General features: G+C 44.2%; 16 protein-coding genes. 10 read left to right on the top strand and 6 right to left on the bottom strand.

The annotated features are described in order from the left end of the window. Positions 1-86 precede the first annotated feature (86 nt). The gene (locus ACHFJ9_RS14155; protein ID WP_395357206.1) at positions 87-1322 is read right to left on the bottom strand and encodes a cysteine desulfurase-like protein; all 1236 of its coding nucleotides are present in this window, start codon (positions 1320-1322) and stop codon (positions 87-89) included. After that, complete coding sequence (locus tag ACHFJ9_RS14150) at positions 1306-1962, bottom strand: 2OG-Fe dioxygenase family protein (RefSeq protein ID WP_074191154.1); 657 nt, start codon at positions 1960-1962, stop codon at positions 1306-1308. Before ACHFJ9_RS14150 ends, ACHFJ9_RS14155 begins: the two co-directional genes overlap by 17 nt. A 359-nt stretch (positions 1963-2321) precedes the next feature. Here ACHFJ9_RS14150 and trxB point away from each other — a divergent pair, with 359 nt between their 5' ends. The 3 genes from trxB (at position 2322) to cydC (ending at position 6886) form a co-directional block, all read left to right on the top strand. After that, positions 2322-3281, top strand: coding sequence for a thioredoxin-disulfide reductase (trxB, locus tag ACHFJ9_RS14145; RefSeq protein WP_005393195.1), 960 nt, complete (start codon positions 2322-2324; stop codon positions 3279-3281). A 103-nt stretch (positions 3282-3384) separates the two neighbouring features. Continuing rightward, on the top strand, positions 3385-5172 hold the full coding sequence (cydD, locus tag ACHFJ9_RS14140) for a heme ABC transporter permease/ATP-binding protein CydD (protein ID WP_395357203.1): 1788 nt from the start codon (positions 3385-3387) through the stop codon (positions 5170-5172). Then, complete coding sequence (cydC, locus tag ACHFJ9_RS14135; protein ID WP_395357201.1) at positions 5165-6886, top strand: heme ABC transporter ATP-binding protein/permease CydC; 1722 nt, start codon at positions 5165-5167, stop codon at positions 6884-6886. Before cydD ends, cydC begins: the two co-directional genes overlap by 8 nt. A 97-nt stretch (positions 6887-6983) precedes the next feature. Here cydC and ACHFJ9_RS14130 read toward each other — a convergent pair whose 3' ends face one another. The 3 genes from ACHFJ9_RS14130 to ACHFJ9_RS14120 form a co-directional block, all read right to left on the bottom strand. Beyond that, entirely contained in the window at positions 6984-8315 is a 1332-nt protein-coding gene (locus ACHFJ9_RS14130) for a D-serine ammonia-lyase (protein WP_395357199.1), read from the bottom strand. Positions 8316-8398: 83 nt separating this feature from the next. Then, positions 8399-9493: a 3-phosphoserine/phosphohydroxythreonine transaminase gene (gene serC, locus ACHFJ9_RS14125; protein WP_074191151.1), complete on the bottom strand. Its 1095-nt coding sequence runs from the start codon at positions 9491-9493 to the stop codon at positions 8399-8401. A 138-nt stretch (positions 9494-9631) separates the two neighbouring features. Then, positions 9632-10900, bottom strand: a complete 1269-nt coding sequence (locus tag ACHFJ9_RS14120; RefSeq protein ID WP_395357197.1) for a DUF945 family protein — start codon at positions 10898-10900, stop codon at positions 9632-9634. Between the two features lie 186 nt (positions 10901-11086). On the opposite strand from ACHFJ9_RS14120, the gene ACHFJ9_RS14115 reads away from it, so the two are divergent. From ACHFJ9_RS14115 to ACHFJ9_RS14105, 3 genes are all read left to right on the top strand, one after another. Further along, positions 11087-13027, top strand: coding sequence for an ATP-binding protein (locus tag ACHFJ9_RS14115; RefSeq protein WP_395357195.1), 1941 nt, complete (start codon positions 11087-11089; stop codon positions 13025-13027). Next, positions 13024-13521: a response regulator gene (locus ACHFJ9_RS14110; protein ID WP_012841921.1), complete on the top strand. Its 498-nt coding sequence runs from the start codon at positions 13024-13026 to the stop codon at positions 13519-13521. Before ACHFJ9_RS14115 ends, ACHFJ9_RS14110 begins: the two co-directional genes overlap by 4 nt. A 289-nt stretch (positions 13522-13810) precedes the next feature. Further along, entirely contained in the window at positions 13811-14359 is a 549-nt protein-coding gene (locus tag ACHFJ9_RS14105; protein WP_395357193.1) for a hypothetical protein, read from the top strand. Between the two features lie 190 nt (positions 14360-14549). Here ACHFJ9_RS14105 and ACHFJ9_RS14100 read toward each other — a convergent pair whose 3' ends face one another. Next, positions 14550-15137, bottom strand: a complete 588-nt coding sequence (locus ACHFJ9_RS14100) for a TfoX/Sxy family DNA transformation protein (RefSeq protein ID WP_048626254.1) — start codon at positions 15135-15137, stop codon at positions 14550-14552. Positions 15138-15506: 369 nt separating this feature from the next. On the opposite strand from ACHFJ9_RS14100, the gene ACHFJ9_RS14095 reads away from it, so the two are divergent. The 4 genes from ACHFJ9_RS14095 to panP all read left to right on the top strand — a co-directional run bounded on the left by ACHFJ9_RS14095 (position 15507) and on the right by panP (position 20050). After that, positions 15507-16427, top strand: coding sequence for an HDOD domain-containing protein (locus ACHFJ9_RS14095; RefSeq protein WP_005393212.1), 921 nt, complete (start codon positions 15507-15509; stop codon positions 16425-16427). 152 nt (positions 16428-16579) lie between these two features. Continuing rightward, positions 16580-17485, top strand: a complete 906-nt coding sequence (locus ACHFJ9_RS14090; RefSeq protein WP_006742620.1) for a lysine exporter LysO family protein — start codon at positions 16580-16582, stop codon at positions 17483-17485. A gap of 206 nt (positions 17486-17691) precedes the next feature. After that, on the top strand, positions 17692-18204 hold the full coding sequence (locus ACHFJ9_RS14085) for a hypothetical protein (RefSeq protein WP_012841922.1): 513 nt from the start codon (positions 17692-17694) through the stop codon (positions 18202-18204). A gap of 199 nt (positions 18205-18403) precedes the next feature. Then, a complete protein-coding gene (gene panP / locus ACHFJ9_RS14080) occupies positions 18404-20050 on the top strand; it encodes a pyridoxal-dependent aspartate 1-decarboxylase PanP (protein ID WP_006742621.1) in 1647 nt (548 codons plus the stop codon). Positions 20051-20320: the final 270 nt, after the last annotated feature.

Raw genomic sequence — 20320 nt, 5'->3', positions numbered from 1 at the left:
CGTATGTGGCTGGTTTATTGAAATAAAAACGAAAAAGCTCGAGTTTGACTCGAGCTTTTGTTTTTCTATCAGGAAGATATGATCAGTTACGCATCAAGGATGTTTTCTAGTACATCGAACAACATATCGACTTCTTCTATTGTGTTGTAATGCATGCAACCAATTCGTACTACACCACCCGACTCTTCTAGACCAAGTTGACAAACTAAACCCAGCGCATAAAAGTGGCCGTTCCAAACACAGATGTTGTGTTCACCCAGCGTTTTCGCGATGAATTCTGGAGAATATAGGTCGAATGTTAGCGCAAAAGTTGGTGTGCGGAGTTGGCTATCTTCTTTCGCAATGCCAAATAGATTGACACCATCTAGTGCACTCAGACGCTGTAAGAAACGCTCACTCAAGCGTTGCTCATGTTGTTCATACAATTGGTAACTTTGCTCCAATCGTTGACGAAGAGGTAAACCGGCTTCACCAAATTGAGCCAGATACTCAACCGCAGCAACGACACCAGCAAGACCTTCAAAACTTTGCGTCCCCGTTTCAAATCGGCCTGGGCCAATATTGGTTGCAGGCTCGACTTTGTACGGACGAATACTGTGCAGCCACTGATCGGCAATGTAAGCAATACCAACGTGCGGGCCGAAAAACTTGTAAGCAGAGCACGCTAAAAAGTCACAACCCAACGCTTGAACATCAACCAAGTGATGCGGCGCGTAATGAACGGCATCCACATAAACTTGTGCCCCGACGTTGTGCGCCATGCTTACTACTCGCTGCACATCCACGATAGAACCAGTCGTATTCGATGCATAGGTCACCGCTACAAGGCGCGTTTTATCAGAAAGAAGACTGCTTAAATGCTCCAAGTCCAACGTACAATCATCTTCGTTGATACGAACCTGATGAACCGTAACGCCTTGATCTTCTGCCGCTTGTTGCCAGCTGGACACATTCGAATAGTGGTCCAAAGCAGAAACAATGATCTCATCTCCCTCTTGCCAATCTCGGCTAATCGCACGACTAAGCTGAAAGGTTAACGATGTCATGTTCGCACCGAAGACGATATTGCCAGATGACGGCGCGTTTAGCAGAGCTTGCGCTGACTCGCGTGCATTTTGCATCACGTCAACCGTCTTTTGGCTAGAAAAATAATGCCCGCCTAAGTTGGCGTTGAAACGACCTAAATATCCCACCATGCTGTCTAGCACTGATTGAGGTACCTGTGACCCGCCTGGACCATCAAAAAACGTCACAGGTTTGTCGTTATGGTATTGAGCGAGCGCCGGAAACTGCTCTCTGATCAGATTAAGATTGAAGTTCATTGCGCTTATCCGTAGCCGTGAGTACAAACACATCCATATGACCCGCTTCATCATCAATGACAGAACGGATTGGGCACGCGTTGTGCCACAGTTTACTGTCTGCCAATATTGCAACCTCACCCGTTTCTAACACCTTACGGAAAAATGGGGCTTGGTTATGACTGCTGTACAGCATGATGTCACCACCAATGATGTTATGGCGTCCTACGCCAACCATTGCAATGTGATCAAAACCGTCTTGGTGCACACCTTCAGGTGCCACTTGAGTTTCTTCTTCTAGCGCTGTGATTCGGATTTGGTGAATTTCTATTTCCTGGCCGTTAGGCAGATGATTCGCATTGACAAACAATTCGCACATTTCTCGGAAACCATCACTGATGAGAATATCCTTCTCAATCGGCTCAAATTGTCTTACAACATCACCTTGGAATCGGTTGATATCAGACGATTGAACAAAGCTGTTTTTGTTTAAGTCAATGACTTTGCCATTATCAAAACCAACCACAGAATAACGTCTTAGTCGATACTGACCATCTGCATGCTCGGTACGAGGCAGTTCTTCAAACGATGGGGAAAGCTGCTCTATTGCTGCCATGCTGAGCTGTGTTAAATGCAGAGTATTCTCACGTGAATGTAACATCATTGTCTCCTTTAATGAGGCACATTAATTAACATTTAATTTACACACTAGGTTACGCAAATATTCTGCAATTGCCAGCTTTTAACGTTGATAGCTTCAACAAAATAACAAAAACAACATAACAAACCAATTCAAAGCAAAAATACAGAGCCATGTTTCACTTTTGCGCTTTGGCGATATTTGAAACTAGACTTCTCTACTACGAATAGAATTTTATGCTAGAAGTCAACGTTCTTTATCAATCTTTAGTGGGTTCTAATCTATAACCAATTATTCGATCACAATCGTTGTTTATGCTTTTAAAGCACTAAGAATTTCCATACAATCGAGGGAAATGTTCAGCCCTTTTTGGAGCCATAATGAGCGACGTAAAACATTGTAAACTATTAATTCTTGGTTCTGGTCCAGCAGGATACACAGCTGCCGTGTACGCAGCGCGTGCCAACCTAAACCCTGTGCTTGTGACGGGAATGCAACAAGGTGGTCAGCTAACCACCACTACTGAAGTTGAAAACTGGCCCGGCGACGCTGAAGGTCTGACAGGTCCTGCATTGATGGATCGCATGAAAGAGCACGCCGAGCGTTTCGAAACTGAGATCGTGTTTGATCACATCAACGAAGTAGAACTATCACAACGCCCATTTCGTTTAAAAGGCGATTCTGGCGAGTACACATGTGACGCATTGATTATTTCTACAGGTGCATCAGCAAAATACCTTGGCCTTGAGTCTGAAGAAGCATTTAAAGGTCGCGGCGTTTCTGCTTGTGCAACCTGTGACGGTTTCTTCTACCGTAATCAGAAAGTTGCAGTTGTGGGCGGTGGTAACACTGCTGTTGAGGAAGCACTTTACCTATCTAACATTGCGTCAGAAGTTCACCTGATCCACCGCCGCGATTCATTCCGTGCAGAGAAGATCCTTGTGAAACGTCTGATGGATAAAGTTGAAAGCGGTAATATCGTTCTTCATACCGATCGAACTCTCGATGAAGTACTTGGCGACGACATGGGCGTAACTGGCGTTCGTATTAAAGACGTCAACACAGGTGCGACTGAAGACCTTGAAGTGATGGGCGCGTTTATTGCGATCGGCCACCAGCCAAACACACAAATCTTTGAAGGCCAAGTAGACATGAAAGATGGCTACATCATCGTTAAGTCTGGCCTAGAAGGCAACGCGACACAAACTAGCATTGAAGGTGTATTTGCAGCTGGCGACGTTATGGACCATAACTACCGTCAAGCTATCACATCTGCAGGTACAGGTTGTATGGCGGCATTAGATGCTGAGCGTTTCTTAGACTCACTTGGTGACAAATAACTTTTCACATTTGTGTCATATCCTTAAAGCCCAGCGGTATTCCCGCTGGGTTTTCTTTTGTATACTACCGCCTCATTAAAACAATTATCATTAAGCCTTCACGATGGATAAGAAAAAGCAAAGCAGCTTGAATAAGTGGCTTAAGCAACAAAGTAAGTTAGCCAAGCGCTGGCTTATAATTGCGATAGGCCTAGGCGTACTTTCAAGCGTGTTTTTATTGGCTCAAGCAGCCCTGCTCGCCTCCATTCTGCACCAGTTAATCATTGACCAAGTCGACAAAGCCGACCTCATTTGGCATTTTGTTGGGCTTGGTGGCACGGTTATCGGTCGAGCTGCTTGTACCTGGGGTCGAGAGCTTGCCGGTTACCGTTGCGGTGAGCAAATTCGAGTTTATATTCGCCAACTCATTTTAGATAAAGTTCATAAACTTGGGCCAGCTTACATCAAAGGCAAACCTGCCGGCAGCTGGGCGACGCTCATCTTAGAGCAGGTAGAAGATATGCAGGATTTCTTCTCTCGCTACTTGCCTCAGATGTCATTATCGGTATTAGTGCCTTTCATTATTTTGGTTGTCGTATTCCCAGTAAACTGGGCGGCAGGCTTGATCTTCCTCGTCACCGCACCACTAGTGCCTATTTTCATGGCACTGGTTGGGATGAAAGCCGCAGAAGCAAACCGTAAAAACTTTAAAGCGATGCAGCGTTTGTCCGGTCACTTTTATGACCGCTTGCAAGCAATGACGACCATTCGCTTATTCGATAGAACAAAATCTGAAACTGAAACTCTGAAAGGTGCTTCGGAAGTCTTTCGTACTCGCACCATGGACGTTCTGAAGATCGCGTTTCTATCTTCTGCGGTTTTAGAGTTTTTCACTTCCATTTCTATCGCAATTACCGCCGTCTACTTTGGCTTTAGTTATATCGGAGAGCTCGATTTCGGCTACTACGGCACAGGTGTTACGCTGTTTGCTGGCTTGTTCATTCTGATTCTTGCGCCAGAGTTTTATCAGCCATTACGTGATTTGGGCACGTTCTACCATGCGAAACAGCAAGCGGTTGGCGCAGCAGAAAGTATTGTCGAGTTTCTAGATTTGGAAGTCGATCAAATCAAAGATGGTACCCAAGCGTTAGATAAAAACAGCCCTATCTATATTGAAGCGGACCAGTTAACCATTTTTAGTCCGGAAGGTCAGCAGCTCGCAGGTCCCCTATCCTTCTCTCTTGAAGCCAACAAAAGTACGGCTTTAGTTGGACCAAGTGGCGCAGGTAAAACAAGCTTGGTAAACACCATCCTCGGTTTCATGCCTTATCAAGGTAGCTTGAAGATTAATGGTTGTGAATTGTCACAACTGGATCTAGCCACATGGCGAGAGGCCGTAAGCTGGATTGGTCAAAACCCAATGCTATTACATGGCAGCATTCGAGATAACGTCACGTTAGGCAAACACAACATTCAAGATGCAGACGTTCATTCTGTTTTGAATGACTCTCATGCTGCTGAATTTGTTGAAATGCATGGGTTGGATTACCCGATATCTGACCGCTCTGGTGGTTTATCTGTCGGCCAAGCCCAGCGTTTAGCGTTGGCTCGCGCTATGCTACAAAATGGTCGTTTTTGGTTATTAGATGAACCGACCGCAAGCTTAGATGCTCGTAGTGAAAAACTCGTCATGGAAGGCATTAACAAGTACGCACATGCCACAACGAATTTGATGATTACTCACCAGTTGGCACCTTTACAAAGCGTATCGCAAATTCTTGTTATGCAGGACGGCCAGATTGTTCAACGTGGTGATTACGACACACTGTCGACAGAAGATGGCTTATTTAAAGACATGTTGGAAGCGAACCTCGCACAACGTGAAACAGACAAGGGGAACTTAGATGCGTGATTTACTCCCTTATCTAAAACTCTATAAGAAACATTGGTTTGGTCTTTCTCTAGGTATGCTATTGGCATTTCTGACCTTAGCTGCATCTATTGGCTTATTAACGCTATCGGGTTGGTTTATTTCAGCCGCAGCGGTGGCAGGCTTGACGGTTGCTCGTGAAACCTTCAACTACATGTTACCAGGTGCCGGGGTACGCGGCGCTGCAATGGCTCGAACCGCAGGTCGATGGGGAGAACGTGTCGTTAGCCACAATGCAACGTTCAAGTTACTTACCGATCTACGTATCTTCTTCTTTAAGAAACTTGCACCACTGATTCCGGGTCGTGTCTCTACGATGCGTGATGCTGATCTGCTCAACCGCCTAGTGGCGGACGTAGATGCGATGGATCACGTTTATCTTCGACTTATCAGCCCTGTCGTGATTGGTATTTTTGGGATACTAAGTTTAACGGCTGTCCTGGCATTTTTTGACTGGCATCTCGCCCTGCTGCTTGGTTCGATTCTTACCGTCATGTTGTTTGTATGGCCGGTGCTGTTCTATAAACTGGGTAAAAACAATGGCGAGAACCTCACTCATCATAAAGCGCAGTTGCGAGTGGCGACTCTGGACTGGCTTCAAGGCTACAGCGAACTGAGTATCTTTGGAGCAGAAGAGCGTTATCGCAATCTCATTCTAGAAAAGCAAAAGCAGCTTTTGTCTAATCAGTTTGTGAACGCGAATTTAACGGGCATGGCTTCAAGCCTGCTTATGCTTGTGAACGGTCTTACACTGGTTGTGATGCTTTGGTTTGCTGCAGACGGCGTAGGAGGTCGTGCTCCTGATCCTTGGATTGCGTTGTTTGCATTTGCAACGATGGCAAGTTTTGAAATTTTGATGCCTATTGCGGGCGCGTTCCAGTACCTGGGTCAAACGTTGACTTCTGCTCGTCGTTTAAATGAAGTAATTTTGGCTGAACCTGACGTTGTCTTCCCTGAGCAATCAAAATATAAAGACACAACGTTAGACATTGAATTCGACAACATTGACTTCACTTACCCTGACGGTCAGCAAAAGGTGCTGAAAGACTTGTCACTCTCACTACCGTTGGGCACTAAAACAGCAATTGTAGGTCAAACAGGTTCAGGTAAATCAACACTAATTCAGCTTCTTTGTCGCTACTGGGATGTTAACCAAGGTGAAGTTCGAATCGGTGGTACAAGACTGCAAGATTGGAGCGAGTCTGACCTGCGAGAAGCAATGACAGTGGTCAGTCAGCGCGTTGATGTACTGAATGGAACACTGCGTGACAACTTACTTATGGCAGCTCCAGAAGCAAGTGATGAGCGACTGTCTGAGATTCTTCAAAAAGTCGAACTTGGTGGCCTTCTTGAAGCTCCAGGGTTAGACGCTTGGTTAGGCGACGGTGGTCGTCAGTTATCTGGTGGAGAGAAACGCCGAATCGGTATCGCTCGCGCATTGCTACGTGATGCGCCAATCCTACTCTTGGATGAACCAACTGAAGGTCTCGATAAGCGTACGGAACAGAAAGTGATGGCGCTTTTCAATGAGCACTTTGCTAATAAGACAGTGGTATTCATTACACACCGACTTATAGAATTAGAAAGCATGGATAGCATCTGCTTGATGGAACAAGGTGAGATCATCGAGCAAGGCGATCATCCAACGCTACTCGCTCAGAAAGGTCGTTACTACCAGCTATTACAGTCTCTATAATTCGATATTCAGTGACGAGAAGGGCTCATCAAACGATGAGCCCTTTTGTTATTCCTGTATTGTTAATTGCCTAGTTAAGTACGTATACAGAGCTCATTTACCGACCTGATTTTTTGAGATAAGCCGCCATTTCATCTTCCGGAACCAGGCCTCCACCTGTTGCCCAAACAAGATGCGTTGCGTTTCTGAGTTTTTCTTCGTCAAATTGCATTCGAGACTGATAAGCATGATTATTCGAGACGTGCACTGCCCCAACCATACCAGCTAATGCAGAAGGCTCTAGGTTAATGCCTTCGAGTTCACTTAACTCACCCAAGTGGTGATACATACGAGCATCATCAATGGTGTAAAAGCCATCAATTAGCCTTTCCATCGCTCTACCGACAAATCCCGACGCACGCCCTACTGCTAATCCATCAGCAGCGGTCATGTTGTCGATACCCAAATCTTGTACCGCAATCTCGTCATGCAAGCCGGTATGCACGCCCAATAACATGCACGGAGAGTGCGTTGGCTCTGCGAAAATACAATGAACATGATCACCAAACGCGACTTTCAAACCAAATGCCACGCCACCAGGCCCACCGCCAACACCACAGGGTAGATAAACAAAGAGCGGATGATGCTCATCAACCACGATTCCCAAGTCATCAAACTGCTGCTTAAGACGCTCACCCGCAACAGAGTAACCTAGAAACAACGTCTGCGAGTTTTCATCATCAATAAAGAAGCAGCTAGGATCTTGCTCAGCTTCTTTACGACCTTGCTCGACGGCAACACCATAGTCTTGCTGGTACTCCACCACTTTGACGCCATGTGATCGGAGCTTATTTTTCTTCCACTCCCGCGCATCAGAAGACATGTGAACCGAGACTGAAAAACCAAGCTTTGCACTCATGATGCCAATGGACATACCGAGGTTACCCGTTGACCCAACAGCAATGCTGTACTGCTTAAAAAACTGCCGAAACTCATTGCTGAACAATTTGCTGTAATCATCGGTTTCGCAGAGTAAGCCAGCTTCAAACGCCAACTTTTCGGCATGGGTGAGCACTTCATAAATGCCACCTCTCGCTTTGATAGAACCAGAAATTGGCAGATGACTGTCTTTTTTGAGCATTAAACGACCCAATATTGGCGTGTCGTATTGCTGCTCCAAACGCACTTTCATCTTGGGAACATCCACCACAGAAGACTCAATGATGCCATGCGAAGCTTCCGTTTCGGGAAACGCTTTCATCAAATAAGGCGCAAATCGTGCTAGCCGTTCACTCGCAGCTTGAATATCTTTCTCATCTAGCCCCACATAGGGCAAACCTTCTGCTAAAGAGGTTATGTTTGGGTTAAACCAGCAAACCTCCTTAAGATCGATAAGTGGCGCCAAGAGTGGGAACTGCTTGATCAGCGCTTCAATATTCGCCTTGGTCATTTTACCTTCCTGGAGTGATGTGAGTTGAGATAAACAAAAGCGCCGCAATTGCGACGCTTTAATGAATAACAGTGAATTTGATTTTATGCGTAGTTTTTCTCAAACTCTTGCATAAAATCGACTAACGCTTGTACACCTTCTAGCGGCATGGCGTTATAAATGGAAGCTCGCATACCACCAACGGCTCGGTGCCCTTTTAGTGATTTCAGCCCTTTGGCATCGGCTAGTTCAAGGAACGTCGCATCCAGTTCAGGTTTCGCAAGTTGGAATGGCACATTCATCAAAGAACGGTTTGCTGAGTGCACGCCATTACGGTAGAAATCAGACTGATCGATGTAATCATACAGTAGTGCGGCTTTATCGCGGTTCACTTGCTCGATCGCTTTTACCCCACCCTGCGCCTTTAACCATTTAAAAACTAGGCCAGACAGGTACCATGCAAAGGTTGGTGGCGTGTTGAACATTGATTCTTTCTCAGCCAGAACAGTGTAATCCAAGATACTTGGCAGTACCTGCTTCGCCATACCTAACAAGTCGTCGCGCACGATAGCGATAGCAATGCCTGAAGGACCAATGTTTTTCTGAGCGCCCGCATAAATCACACCGTATTTCGATACATCAATCTCACGAGAAAGAATCGTCGAAGACATGTCAGCAACGATTGGTTTGTCGGTGACAGGAAGATCGTTAATCTCGATACCGTCAATGGTTTCATTTGGACAGAAATGCACGTAAGCCGCTTCTGGAGCAATTTTCCATTCGTTTGCAGGTAGAACGGCTACTTTTCCGTTGATTTCTGTTTTTGCATCAAATACGTCTGGCTCGCAGTATTTCTTCGCTTCAGCTACCGCACTTTCAGCCCAATAACCGCCGTCGATGTAAGTTGCCGTCTCGGCATCACCAAGTAAGTTTAGAGGAACAGCAGCAAACTGAGCACGAGCACCACCTTGGCAGAACAGCACTTTATAGTTGTCCGGAATATTCAGAAGATCACGTAAATCTTGCTCGGCTTCTTCTGCAACTTTGATGAACTCTTTGCTTCGGTGGCTGATTTCCATGACCGAAGTACCAAGACCTTGCCAATCGATTAGTTCCTGTTGTGCTTGCTGCATAACTGCTTTAGGCAGACCTGCTGGCCCTGCACTGAAGTTAAATACGTTGTCCGTATTTTGTTCCATGATGCTCATTGCTCCTGCTATGTAAATATTACGAAATTAATATCACGTTTTCGCAGCGATAAAAACAAGAAAAGAGGTCTTACGACCTCTTTTTAAAGACTAAGCGTTAAATTGGATTAATTCCGCAACAATACTTGGCTACTGTTGTTGCATCAAGGCAGGCATAAGTAGCGCCACCAATGGGAACTCATGTCCATTTTCGAACTTCAATTTGCCTTCACCGATTTCTGCTTTGAGTTGATAACCGCCCTCAACTTTCTCGATCAGCTCCATGATGAGCAGCTCATCGATTCCTTCTTGAATAAATGGGTAGTGCGTCACTAATTCGTCAGAGAAGTAAGTGCTGAGCTCACCAGTAGTCGCCGTCATCAACTTCATTGGGTCTTGAGTAATGTGGTCAGTACCTTCAGGAATGGATAATTGCCACTCGTTATGGAACTTACCGTCACCAAACGCAAGTGAAAGCTCATTCACGGATAAATCAAAACCTTTGCTAAACAGCGTGTCAACATGCGGCAATAAGCTCGCAATTTCCTGCTCGTCTAACATTGGAGAGCTTTGATAGATAGACATAATTTGGTCAAATGACTGGCTATCCACATCTGCAATTGAGAAATTCAACTTAAAGTTATCGACATCCGTACCATCAGTTAAACGCAGTTTCTTAGCATCTAGGTTCAGCTGACTGTTCAGCTTATCACCAGACTCATTCATCGTAGTGTTGCCACGGTAACTCGCATTCTCAATCAAAAAGACAGGCGTTAAGTTCGAATCAACCACATCCAGCTTCTCTAGAGAAAAAGATTGCTCACCCAGCCAATAGCCTTTTGCTTGCTTACCTTTACCCTGACCTGTCAATGCATTCAGATGAAGCTCTTCACCGTTTTCAAAATCCACTTGAACAGAAGGAACAGAAACTTGGTAATTGAGATCACCCAATACCGTCACATCCCCTGTCACTTTTGCAGGGCTTGTAGAAACAGAAACACCTTGCGCTTCGTTACGATAATGCCAACTGTCTAGGTCAAGGGTGAATGCCGTATTGCCATTTAGTTGAGTCTGACTATGCATCGTGAGAGGCAAAAAGTCATTGTCCACCAATTTTGAATCTGCTGTTAGGCTTGTTAGACCGTGGCTTACATCACTGGTTACGTCAAACGTCGTTGGCATACCATCACGCTCTAGCTGCGTTTTAAGCTCAGGATCAACAACTGAATAACGAGTCAGCACGACTGAAGACAAATAGCCACGTTGATACTCGACCACTTCGCCTTTAATCATTTCATCATTCATATTGGTAATACCATCTTCAATGATGGACTGACCAATTTGTCCGACAGCCAATGGCCAACACAGCGCTAATGAGATAGCACCACCAATGGCGCCGATTTTTTTAAGATTTTGCATAACGTCACTTATTAGGTATTTTCGGTCAGTCTACCCCAAACCACCTGCGGAGAAAACATTGAGACAAATCAGACTATTGATGCTTATTCTAGTCCATTAATCAGGAATCATACTTGGCTCCCACTCATCATGTCCTTTTATTGTTAAAGTTTGCGTGGCGAAGTTTTAACCGGAGCTAAAACATCTGTGAATCGTTATGCTGTGTTATGTCTCGACAACAACCCAATCAGTGCTGAACAGTTTCGATTGGAGCTGTCTGCCTTCTCAAGTAAATTTGATATCTTTTCTGTCGAGTCGATAGAAGAGGCTCAAAGCGCTTTAGAGTATCTAGAAGAAAGAGAACAGACTGTTGCTTTAGTCATAGCGAGCCATCACGCTCATTTTAATGGCGTGGATTTTCTTATTGGTTTAGACCGGATGCCGCATACCGAGCAAGCAAGAAAAATTCTTATTAGCTGCTCGTCTGATATAGAGGCAATTCTCACTGCCGTTAATGAGGGCAGGCTCGACCACTGCCTCACTAAACCTTTGCCAGATCACGTCTTATTTAACACAGTGCAAAAAGAGCTGACCCAATTTATATTGCGAAACGGTAAAGAAGACCTGCTAAGTTACAGTCAGATATTGGATCATCACAGCTTGTTGCGAGCGCACATCAATAATCAGATGAGCCATTATCAAGCGGGCTTTTTACACGACTACCACTCGATGTCTGATGCTGAGTTAGCCGAGCAAGTGATCTCCGCTCTCCAACAGTTTTTTAAAGACAATGACGAAACAAGAGCCTGCCGTGCCTATTCAACTGAACACCTATTAACCGTAGAAGGCGAGCCAAATAGCTTCTTGTGGTTTATCACCGATGGTGAAGTGGCTCTGTACAAGCGCGATGAGCAAGGCATGCAGCGAGAGGTTGTACGCCATAACAAAGGTAATATTGTCGGAGGCATGTCGTTTGTTACTGGGGAATGTTCTTTCTCGACAGCCCTAACGCTGACAAAGACAAAGGTCATCAAACTCGATCGCAACGTATTCAATAAAGTGATGCAAAGCGACTCAAACTTGCTGCCTCTTTTTACAAACTTGCTCTTACGCCACTTCAACCGCCGATTACAAAGAAGCATCAACACCAAGTTGCAACTTCAAAAAACGCTCGAGTCGCTGGAGTCTGCCCACCAGCAACTCATTGAAAGAGAAAAAATGGCGATGCTCGGCCAGTTGGTTGCGGGCGTGGCGCATGAACTAAATAATCCGATAGCAGCGATATTGAGGGGCGTAGAGAATTTAACGCATACGCTTGCACGATTACTTAACGAAGTACCCAGTTCCGATATACAAATCAAAGGCATTGAGTTACTGAGCAAAGCTCAAACCGCAAAACCCGCTTCAACCGCAGAGCTCAGATCACGCGTTAAAGCACTTAATCATGCCCTTCCAGACCGAACACTGGCTAAGAAAGTGGTGAACCTTGGGCTAGAGTCAGATCACGAGTTACTCACTCAACTAACGAAAAAACAGCAAGTGTCTTCTCATGTTCTCGATACTCTTGAGCAATACCACAAAGCAGGTTCCACTCTTCGCTCGATTAACGTCTGTGCTGCGCGAATTGCAGATATGGTGAAAAGCCTTAAAGGTTACGCACGCTCAGATGATGAGACCCAGCACTATGCTGATATTCATGAAGGTATTGAAGACACCTTGGTGATCTTCGAAAACAAACTAAAAATGCATCAGGTTTCCACTGATTATGCGGATTTACCTCCTATCCTTTGTCAACCAATCGCGCTCCAACAGGTATGGACGAATTTGGTCTCTAACGCCATTGATGCATTTCCGGAAAAAGGCGTTTTAAAAATACAAACACGTCTTGCAGAAAAAGATCATACACATTACGCCGTTATCTCATTTGAAGATAATGGGTGTGGCATTCCTGAATCGCAAAGAGAAGCCATTTTCGAGCTCAACTTCACGACGAAAAAAGAAGGCAACTTTGGTTTAGGCATTGGACTGTCCATCTGCCAGCAAATCGTGACAGCACATAAAGGATGGATTGACGTCGAATCAGAACTCGACAAGTTCACACGAATGACAGTCTGGTTACCAGTCATCGAAAAAGGAGATGAAATATGACCAAGTATTTAATTTTATGTGTCGATGACGAACGAGAAGTCTTGGATAGCGTACTCCAGGATCTCGCTCCCTTTGAGGAACATTTTATTGTCGAGGGAGCGGAATCAGTCACTGAAGCAAGGCAAGTGATCGAGGAGATGGCGGAAGAGGAAGTTCAGCTTGCGCTCATTTTATGCGACCACATTATGCCGGAGCAAACTGGGATTAGCTTCTTAATCGAACTCAGTCAAAATGGTGACACAAAAGCGGCCCGCAAAGTCTTACTTACAGGACAAGCCGGCTTAGAAGACACCGTTGAGGCCGTCAATAACGCAAGTCTGGACTATTACATTGCCAAACCATGGAGAGGTGAAGAATTGAGAAAAGCAATCGTGTCTCAGCTTACTGCTTTTATGATTGCAAATGATGATAACTTATTATCTTGGACTCAAGTCCTTGATTCTGAGGCGATCCTCAATGCCATGGCTGAACGCAGAGCAAGCTTCGGCGAGTAATATGCGTGGCTCTAGCTTGAATGTCACCAAAGCCAGCTGATCCACGTTATTTCGCGCAATAGCGCGAGTATGGAAAAGCATCACTATTTATCCGATTGATGCTCTTAGACGTTATGTATATGGCGTAGTTTTTGCTTAAACCAACTAACTATTAAGTTAATTGACAAAACATCGACACATTTTTGTTGGTCGTGGACCTTCCTTTTTATTATGATGTCGGACAAATCAGATTACGGTTCAAGTGGTTGCTTGAATCCATGGAAATAATGAACAAGGTTTATCGTTAGTTATGCGTAAAACACTATTAGCCGCTGCCTTACTAGTGGCATCAAGCCATGCCCTAGCCGCAAACGACCGCAATGCGCCAGCAACTATGAGCAACTTTAGCTACGACTATTTCGAAGCACGTATTGGCGCAAGTCCTGTGACATTTGGTGCTGGATTCAGCAAATCAATTCACCCTAACGCACATGTTATTGCTCGTATCGACTCTGAGTTTGAAAGTGATTTTGACTCAGCCGCTGGTTTTGGCTTTCATTCGCCACTAAACAACTGGGCTGACCTTACAGGTGAAATGCTAATGCGCGTTGTACAACCTTCAAGCGATAGCAGCGCTGATGTAGGTATGGAACTGAACTTAGGTGTTCGTCAATGGTTAGGTCCTCAATTAGAAGTAGGCGGCAAAGTCGGCTACGTTTCTATTGATAACGATGACGACTGGACCGGTGCAGCATACGCTCGTTTCCACTCAACTGAGCTTTTCTCTCTAGGCGCTGAAGCGCGTATCAACGACTTTTATGGTGATCAGGTAATGTTCACTACGCGTTTTAAGTTTTAAGATTTTTGCTTTAATAAAAGAGCAAATTAAAAAACAAAAACCGAGGCCCATGCCTCGGCTTTTTGTCTAATCTAATGACTAACTCAATGAAGTGGTCAAAAACTTCAATGTCCTTTTTCCGCTTTCAACACTTGCCTTTACGACCCGCTAACTCCATCAAAACGAGTCAATCATCGTGCGTTCAGCTTACTTACTCACACAGCGCCAATAACTGCTTTTTACGCGGCTCTTGAATCAGTTTCCAATGAACACCGTCAGTGGCACCAGCGAATTTCCAAAGCAACTTAACATCAACGTCATTGCCATAAGCCACTTTAACTTTGTTGAAGACTTTTACAGGTCCAAGTTCTAAAAAGGTTTCTACGTCATCAACACCTGCTTTCTTGACCATTCGCTCAAGAGTTAACTGCATATTTGGCAGATCTCTCAAACGTCTACTGGCAGAAGACTTTTGATATTTTCGTTCCTTAATTGAGTATTCAATTGATTTTTGTACCAGTTCATCGAGTCCTGCATATCCGGATTCAAACAAATCTGTTACATCATAATAATTTACGGTTGCCGTCGTCTGTTTTTTGACGTGCTTATATTTTTCGCAATTCAGTTGAGTAAACACTTCGTCCAATCCATTACCACCACGTAAGTAGCAGCAATCATTGCTGACAAGCGAAAACATAGCATCATCGGTGAATAAACCGATACCACCGAACATAGAACGTTTTTGATACTCACTAAAGTTGCGTACATATTTAAAAAAAGCTTGGTCTGTCATGTCCATTGACCTCTTTAATCTGAATAAATTACCCCGATTAGCGATGTCACCAGATAAACAGCAGCTTATAGCGAATTATAAATGTCGATTTGTTGGCGATATTTTTGTGAGTTGTGCTCACCAACTTGCTTAATCATACTTAACGTTGAAAAATAAGTTAGGACATAGGTCACATATAAAAAAGTATATATTCAGCATACGTGATTAGTTTCACACTTATTATTCATGTGGTGATATTTTTTTGACGCACGGCATGCCCAAAACACGCCATCATTATGATCTCGCTGGCAATTACGAGCTCGTGATACGCATTTAATTGATAAAGAATACGCTGTAAGGGTACACTGTACGAAAGATCTCAAGTACAGCGTCACAATGGAACATTTATCATTTTTTTGGCTGCCAAATAATAAAGATAAGCTTATAAACGCACTGGAATCCGAGTTTGCTCAGCTGGTAGAACAGTCCATCTCAACGGGTAAGATTTCATTACCCCCTATTCCTGATGTCGTGCTTAAAATTCAGCAGTTATGTGTCGAAGAACACACCACTATTTCAGATGTTGCTAACTGTTTGTTAGAAGATCCCGGCTTGGCGGCGGTCGTTCTGCGAGTAGCAAACTCTGTAATTTTCAATCGTAGAAACATTACCTGCAACGACTTAACCACCGCGGTATCTCGCCTTGGTATACTGCGCGTGCGTGATATTGTTACCGCACAAGCGATTGAACAACTTAAACATTCAGTAAATTTAACCAAAGAATGTAATGCTATCTTGGTGAAAAGTGCAGCGGTATCCCGAGAACTCGGTGCTGTCATGGTGATATTGGTTCAAGCGTTTCGTAAACACGAGCCAGGTACTTATGGGCACTTGGAGCAAGAAAAAGCATTGCTGGTTGGTCTGCTAGCCGATATCGGTTTGTTTTGTCTAATTAACGAGTACCACCTTTACTTAGATAGAGGCAATTACCTAGATCCTGAAATTGCGTTGCAAATCTTCCAAACTCGTTGTTCAGCAACAAGCAAACTGGTGCTCGAGCGCTGGGGATTTGACAATGACTTTAGAGAGGTCTCCTCAAACGAGAAGTACGAGCAAACGCGACCGGAAGTAAGTTATTTAGACATTGCAAGAATCGCGCATCACCTATTGATGTTCCGCAATCATGATGAACGCATTGATGAACACGAAGTTGAATTCAACTTAACAGGTGCAGAGGTCTTGTATGAACTCAGCAATATGAGTGATACTGACTTCAATGACCAAATACGTGCAGTGCTAAGTGCTAGCGGCTTGTAATTTATCGTTTTCTCACACCTAATTCGCGATAAACGATTCGCTCAAGGCTGAGCAGCGTTTGGTATTTGGTGAAATATCTCTCTAATTTCAACCGATAAATAATTTGATTTATGTGTGTTGGTATTATCTCAAAAAAGGAATCATAGAGCTTTATGTTCTCAGGGATGCTATTTATTTTCGCTCCACTTGTTGTGGGGTATCTAATTCCTATATCTCGAGCCTCGTTACTGGAGAAGATCAATCAATCAACGTCCTACCTTATTTACGTCATTTTGTCGTTGATGGGACTTAGCCTAGCAGCGCTCGATAACTTAAGTAGCAACTTACAGAGTATTCTCCTCTATGCGAGTACTTTCTTTTTATGTTTAAGTACCTGTAACCTGTTAGCGCTGCCTATTATCGATAGGATTATTCCTCTCCAGACCAATCAGAATCAAAAGAAGCTGCCACTATCCTCGATGGCTTTAGAATCAGTAAAGCTGATTGTTGTCGTTGGTGGCGGGCTAGTAGTTGGTCTGCTGTTACCCATCGATTTAAGTTGGGTGGATACAGCGAGCGAATGGATACTCTTCCTGCTCCTATTTTTTATTGGTATTCAGCTTCGCAATAGTGGTCTTACTCTTCGCCAAATTCTATTAAATAAACAGGGTATGGCCATTGCGGCAGTTGTGATCGCAACATGTATGCTTGGTGGCGTTATTGCAGCGATACTTTTGGACCTTCCTCTCTATCAAGCCCTCGCGATGGCTTCAGGCTTTGGCTGGTATTCACTCGCAGGAATTTTGATGGGAGACGCTTTTGGCCCCGTGTTTGGGGGAGCATCTTTCCTGATCGAATTGATGAGAGAGCTGGTCGCGCTGGTAGCCATTCCTCTCTTTATTCGCAGCTATCCGTGCACAGCAATTGGTTATGCAGGTGCAACAGCGATGGACTTTACACTACCTGTCATTCAGACTACAGGTGGTGTGCGTTGTGTCCCAGTTGCCATCGTTAGTGGGTTTATTTTGAGTTTACTGGTACCAGTTATGATGCTTTTCTTTGTATCACTTGCTAGCTAGATCTCAGGTTTTCGCTTTAACATCCATTACAATACGGCAAAAATTCAAATACCCAGTTAACGTCAAAGTGATCAAGATTTTGGCAATAATCCGCTTTCTTTTTATCAATTAGCCCAATGATTTATCACGACTAAAGAGAAAGAAGGGTGAAACATCAACTTATGTGCCTTGCGTTAATAAAGGGATAACAACCAGAAGGAAGAAGAATGAAACGCTTTGTCGTTGCAGCGCTCCTCGCTACAAGCTCAACTTTTACGTTTGCCGCAGATCAACAATGTCTTGCTAGCAAATACGACGGCTATGTTGATGCCTCACTACAGTGGTATCAAGATCTTGTTGATTTGACGGTTACCCAGTATCCAGATCTAAAAGAAGTTAGCCAGTGGTTCTTGGACGGCCGTAAACATCACTTTGAATTAAACCGTGAAGCAGTTCACTATTTTCTAGAGAACGATCCTAGCCGTGTTGCAACAGAACAACCAATCGAAGCATGGCTAAAATTGGAACAACACGACGTTAAGCAGCTAGCAAGCCGAAGTGATAAGTTAGGTGAAGTCGCAAAACAAACGTTTAGTGACCGTCAATCGACTAACCATCCAAAAAACTACGAACTCCGTTCAGCATTCGCCGACCTGCTTAGCCATCCACAACAAATTGATACCGCGCTTAACAAGTACAATCAGTCAATAGAGAAGATTGAAAAGCAGAAGTGTGATTAATTAATCGTTGAGGATGCTCGAAAACGCCGAGTGTTTTAACACATTAAAATCAACGATTTTTTAATGCGAAGATTGTAGCCTTCACCTAAAATTTTCATTTCAGCAACATGGGTTTCAACAATTAAAACGGGACTTTGCGCCCGTTTTAGTTTAGATTGTGCCGCTCGCATTACCAAAATAACTACAAAGATTCTTTGCTATGGTTAAGGAACAAAAAACCGCTGACGTTAGCTTTGAGAGCTTGCTAAAGATCTTCACTGTCCCAGAAGGTCCTGACTCAACGTTAACCAAAATTGACGAGAGCCTCTCGCGAAATCTAAATCAATTTCTTCGTGAACACATCGTGGCAGAAGAAAAGCCTTTACGCGAAATCGAAAAAGACTTTTCTTCTGCTCAGATTCCTGAGCAGCCAGAGTTCGTGTCAGATCATACAGAACACTTACTCGACACTTTGGTGTCGCACTCCGTTCACACTTCTTCACCAAGCTTTATTGGTCATATGACATCGGCGCTGCCTTATTTCTTGATGCCACTGTCAAAGATCATGATCGCCTTAAACCAAAACCTGGTAAAGATAGAGACTTCTAAAGCCTTTACCCCGCTTGAACGTCAAGTTTTGGGCATGCTACATCGCTTGATCTATGGTCAGAGCGATACGTTTTACGATCAGTGGATGCATAGCGCAAACCACTCATTGGGCGCATTTTGCTCCGGCGGTACCATTGCCAATATCACTGCACTTTGGGTAGCACGTAACAAGGCGTTAAGAGCCAATGGTTCATTTAAAGGCGTTGAGAAAGAAGGACTATTTAAAGCCATGAAGCATTATGGCTACGATGGCTTAGCGGTATTGGTGTCTGAACGTGGTCACTACTCCCTTAAGAAAGCAGCCGATGTACTAGGTTTAGGTCAAGAAGGCTTGGTTGCGGTTAAAACGGATGCCAACAACCGTATTATTGTCGACGACCTTAAAGCGAAAATTGTTGAACTAGAGAAACAAAACATCAAGCCTATTGCTGTTATTGGTGTAGCTGGTACAACAGAGACAGGTAATGTCGACCCGCTACCTGAAATCGCAGAAGTCTGCCAAGCTCACGGTTGTCATTTCCATGTGGATGCCGCATGGGGTGGCGCAACACTTATGTCTAATCACCACCGTCACCTTCTTAACGGTGTGGAAATGGCAGACTCAGTAACCATTGATGCGCACAAGCAACTCTACATCCCGATGGGCGCTGGTATGGTTCTGTTCAAAGATCCTGACGCAATGAAATCCATAGAGCATCACGCTCAATATATCTTGCGTAAAGGCTCAAAAGACCTAGGCAGCCATACATTAGAAGGCTCTCGTTCGGGCATGGCAATGTTAGTCTATGCCGCAATGCACATCATCAGCCGCCCTGGCTATGAGCTGCTGATAGACCAAAGCATTGAAAAAGCTCGCTACTTTGCAGATTTAATCAAGCAGCAAGATGATTTCGAATTGGTTTCTGAACCAGAGCTTTGTCTCCTCACGTACCGCTACTTGCCGCCATTCATCCGTGAGGCATTAGCAAAAGCGGAAGGTTCACAAAAAGAACAACTGAATGAACTGATTAATGAATTAACACAGTTTATTCAAAAGCGTCAGCGCGAAACGGGCAAATCGTTTGTTTCACGTACAAGACTGAACCCAGACCAATGGCAGCGCATGAACACAATTGTGTTCCGAGTGGTTTTGGCTAATCCGCTGACGACCAAAGAGATTTTGAGTTCTGTGCTTGATGAACAGCGTGAAATCGCCAAGCAAGCACCAAATTTGATGGAAAGAATTCAGCAGGTGGTCACTGATATCCAATCGTCTTAATGGCCCGAAAGAGTTACATCAATTTGAAATTTTTTTTCGTTTTGATGTAACTCAAACATCATTCTCGTGCGACTGGCGCAACAAAACATCGATTACACATCCAATTCTGTAGTTTTTACAACATTTTGTTTGAGGCCTGTCAAATTCTCACTAAATAGTATCCGTTATTGGTTTAGACTGATTGAAGATCAGGTTTATACTGATTCTATGGCGCTGGTTGTTTTCGTTAACGCCCCACTCTACTCTGGAATCTTCGTGTTTCCTTTCGTT

The sequence above is a fragment of the Vibrio sp. D3 genome (assembly GCF_043995865.1).
GTDB classification, from domain to species: Bacteria; Pseudomonadota; Gammaproteobacteria; order Enterobacterales; family Vibrionaceae; genus Vibrio; species Vibrio diabolicus.
This window is presented reverse-complemented; position numbering and strand designations above follow the sequence as displayed.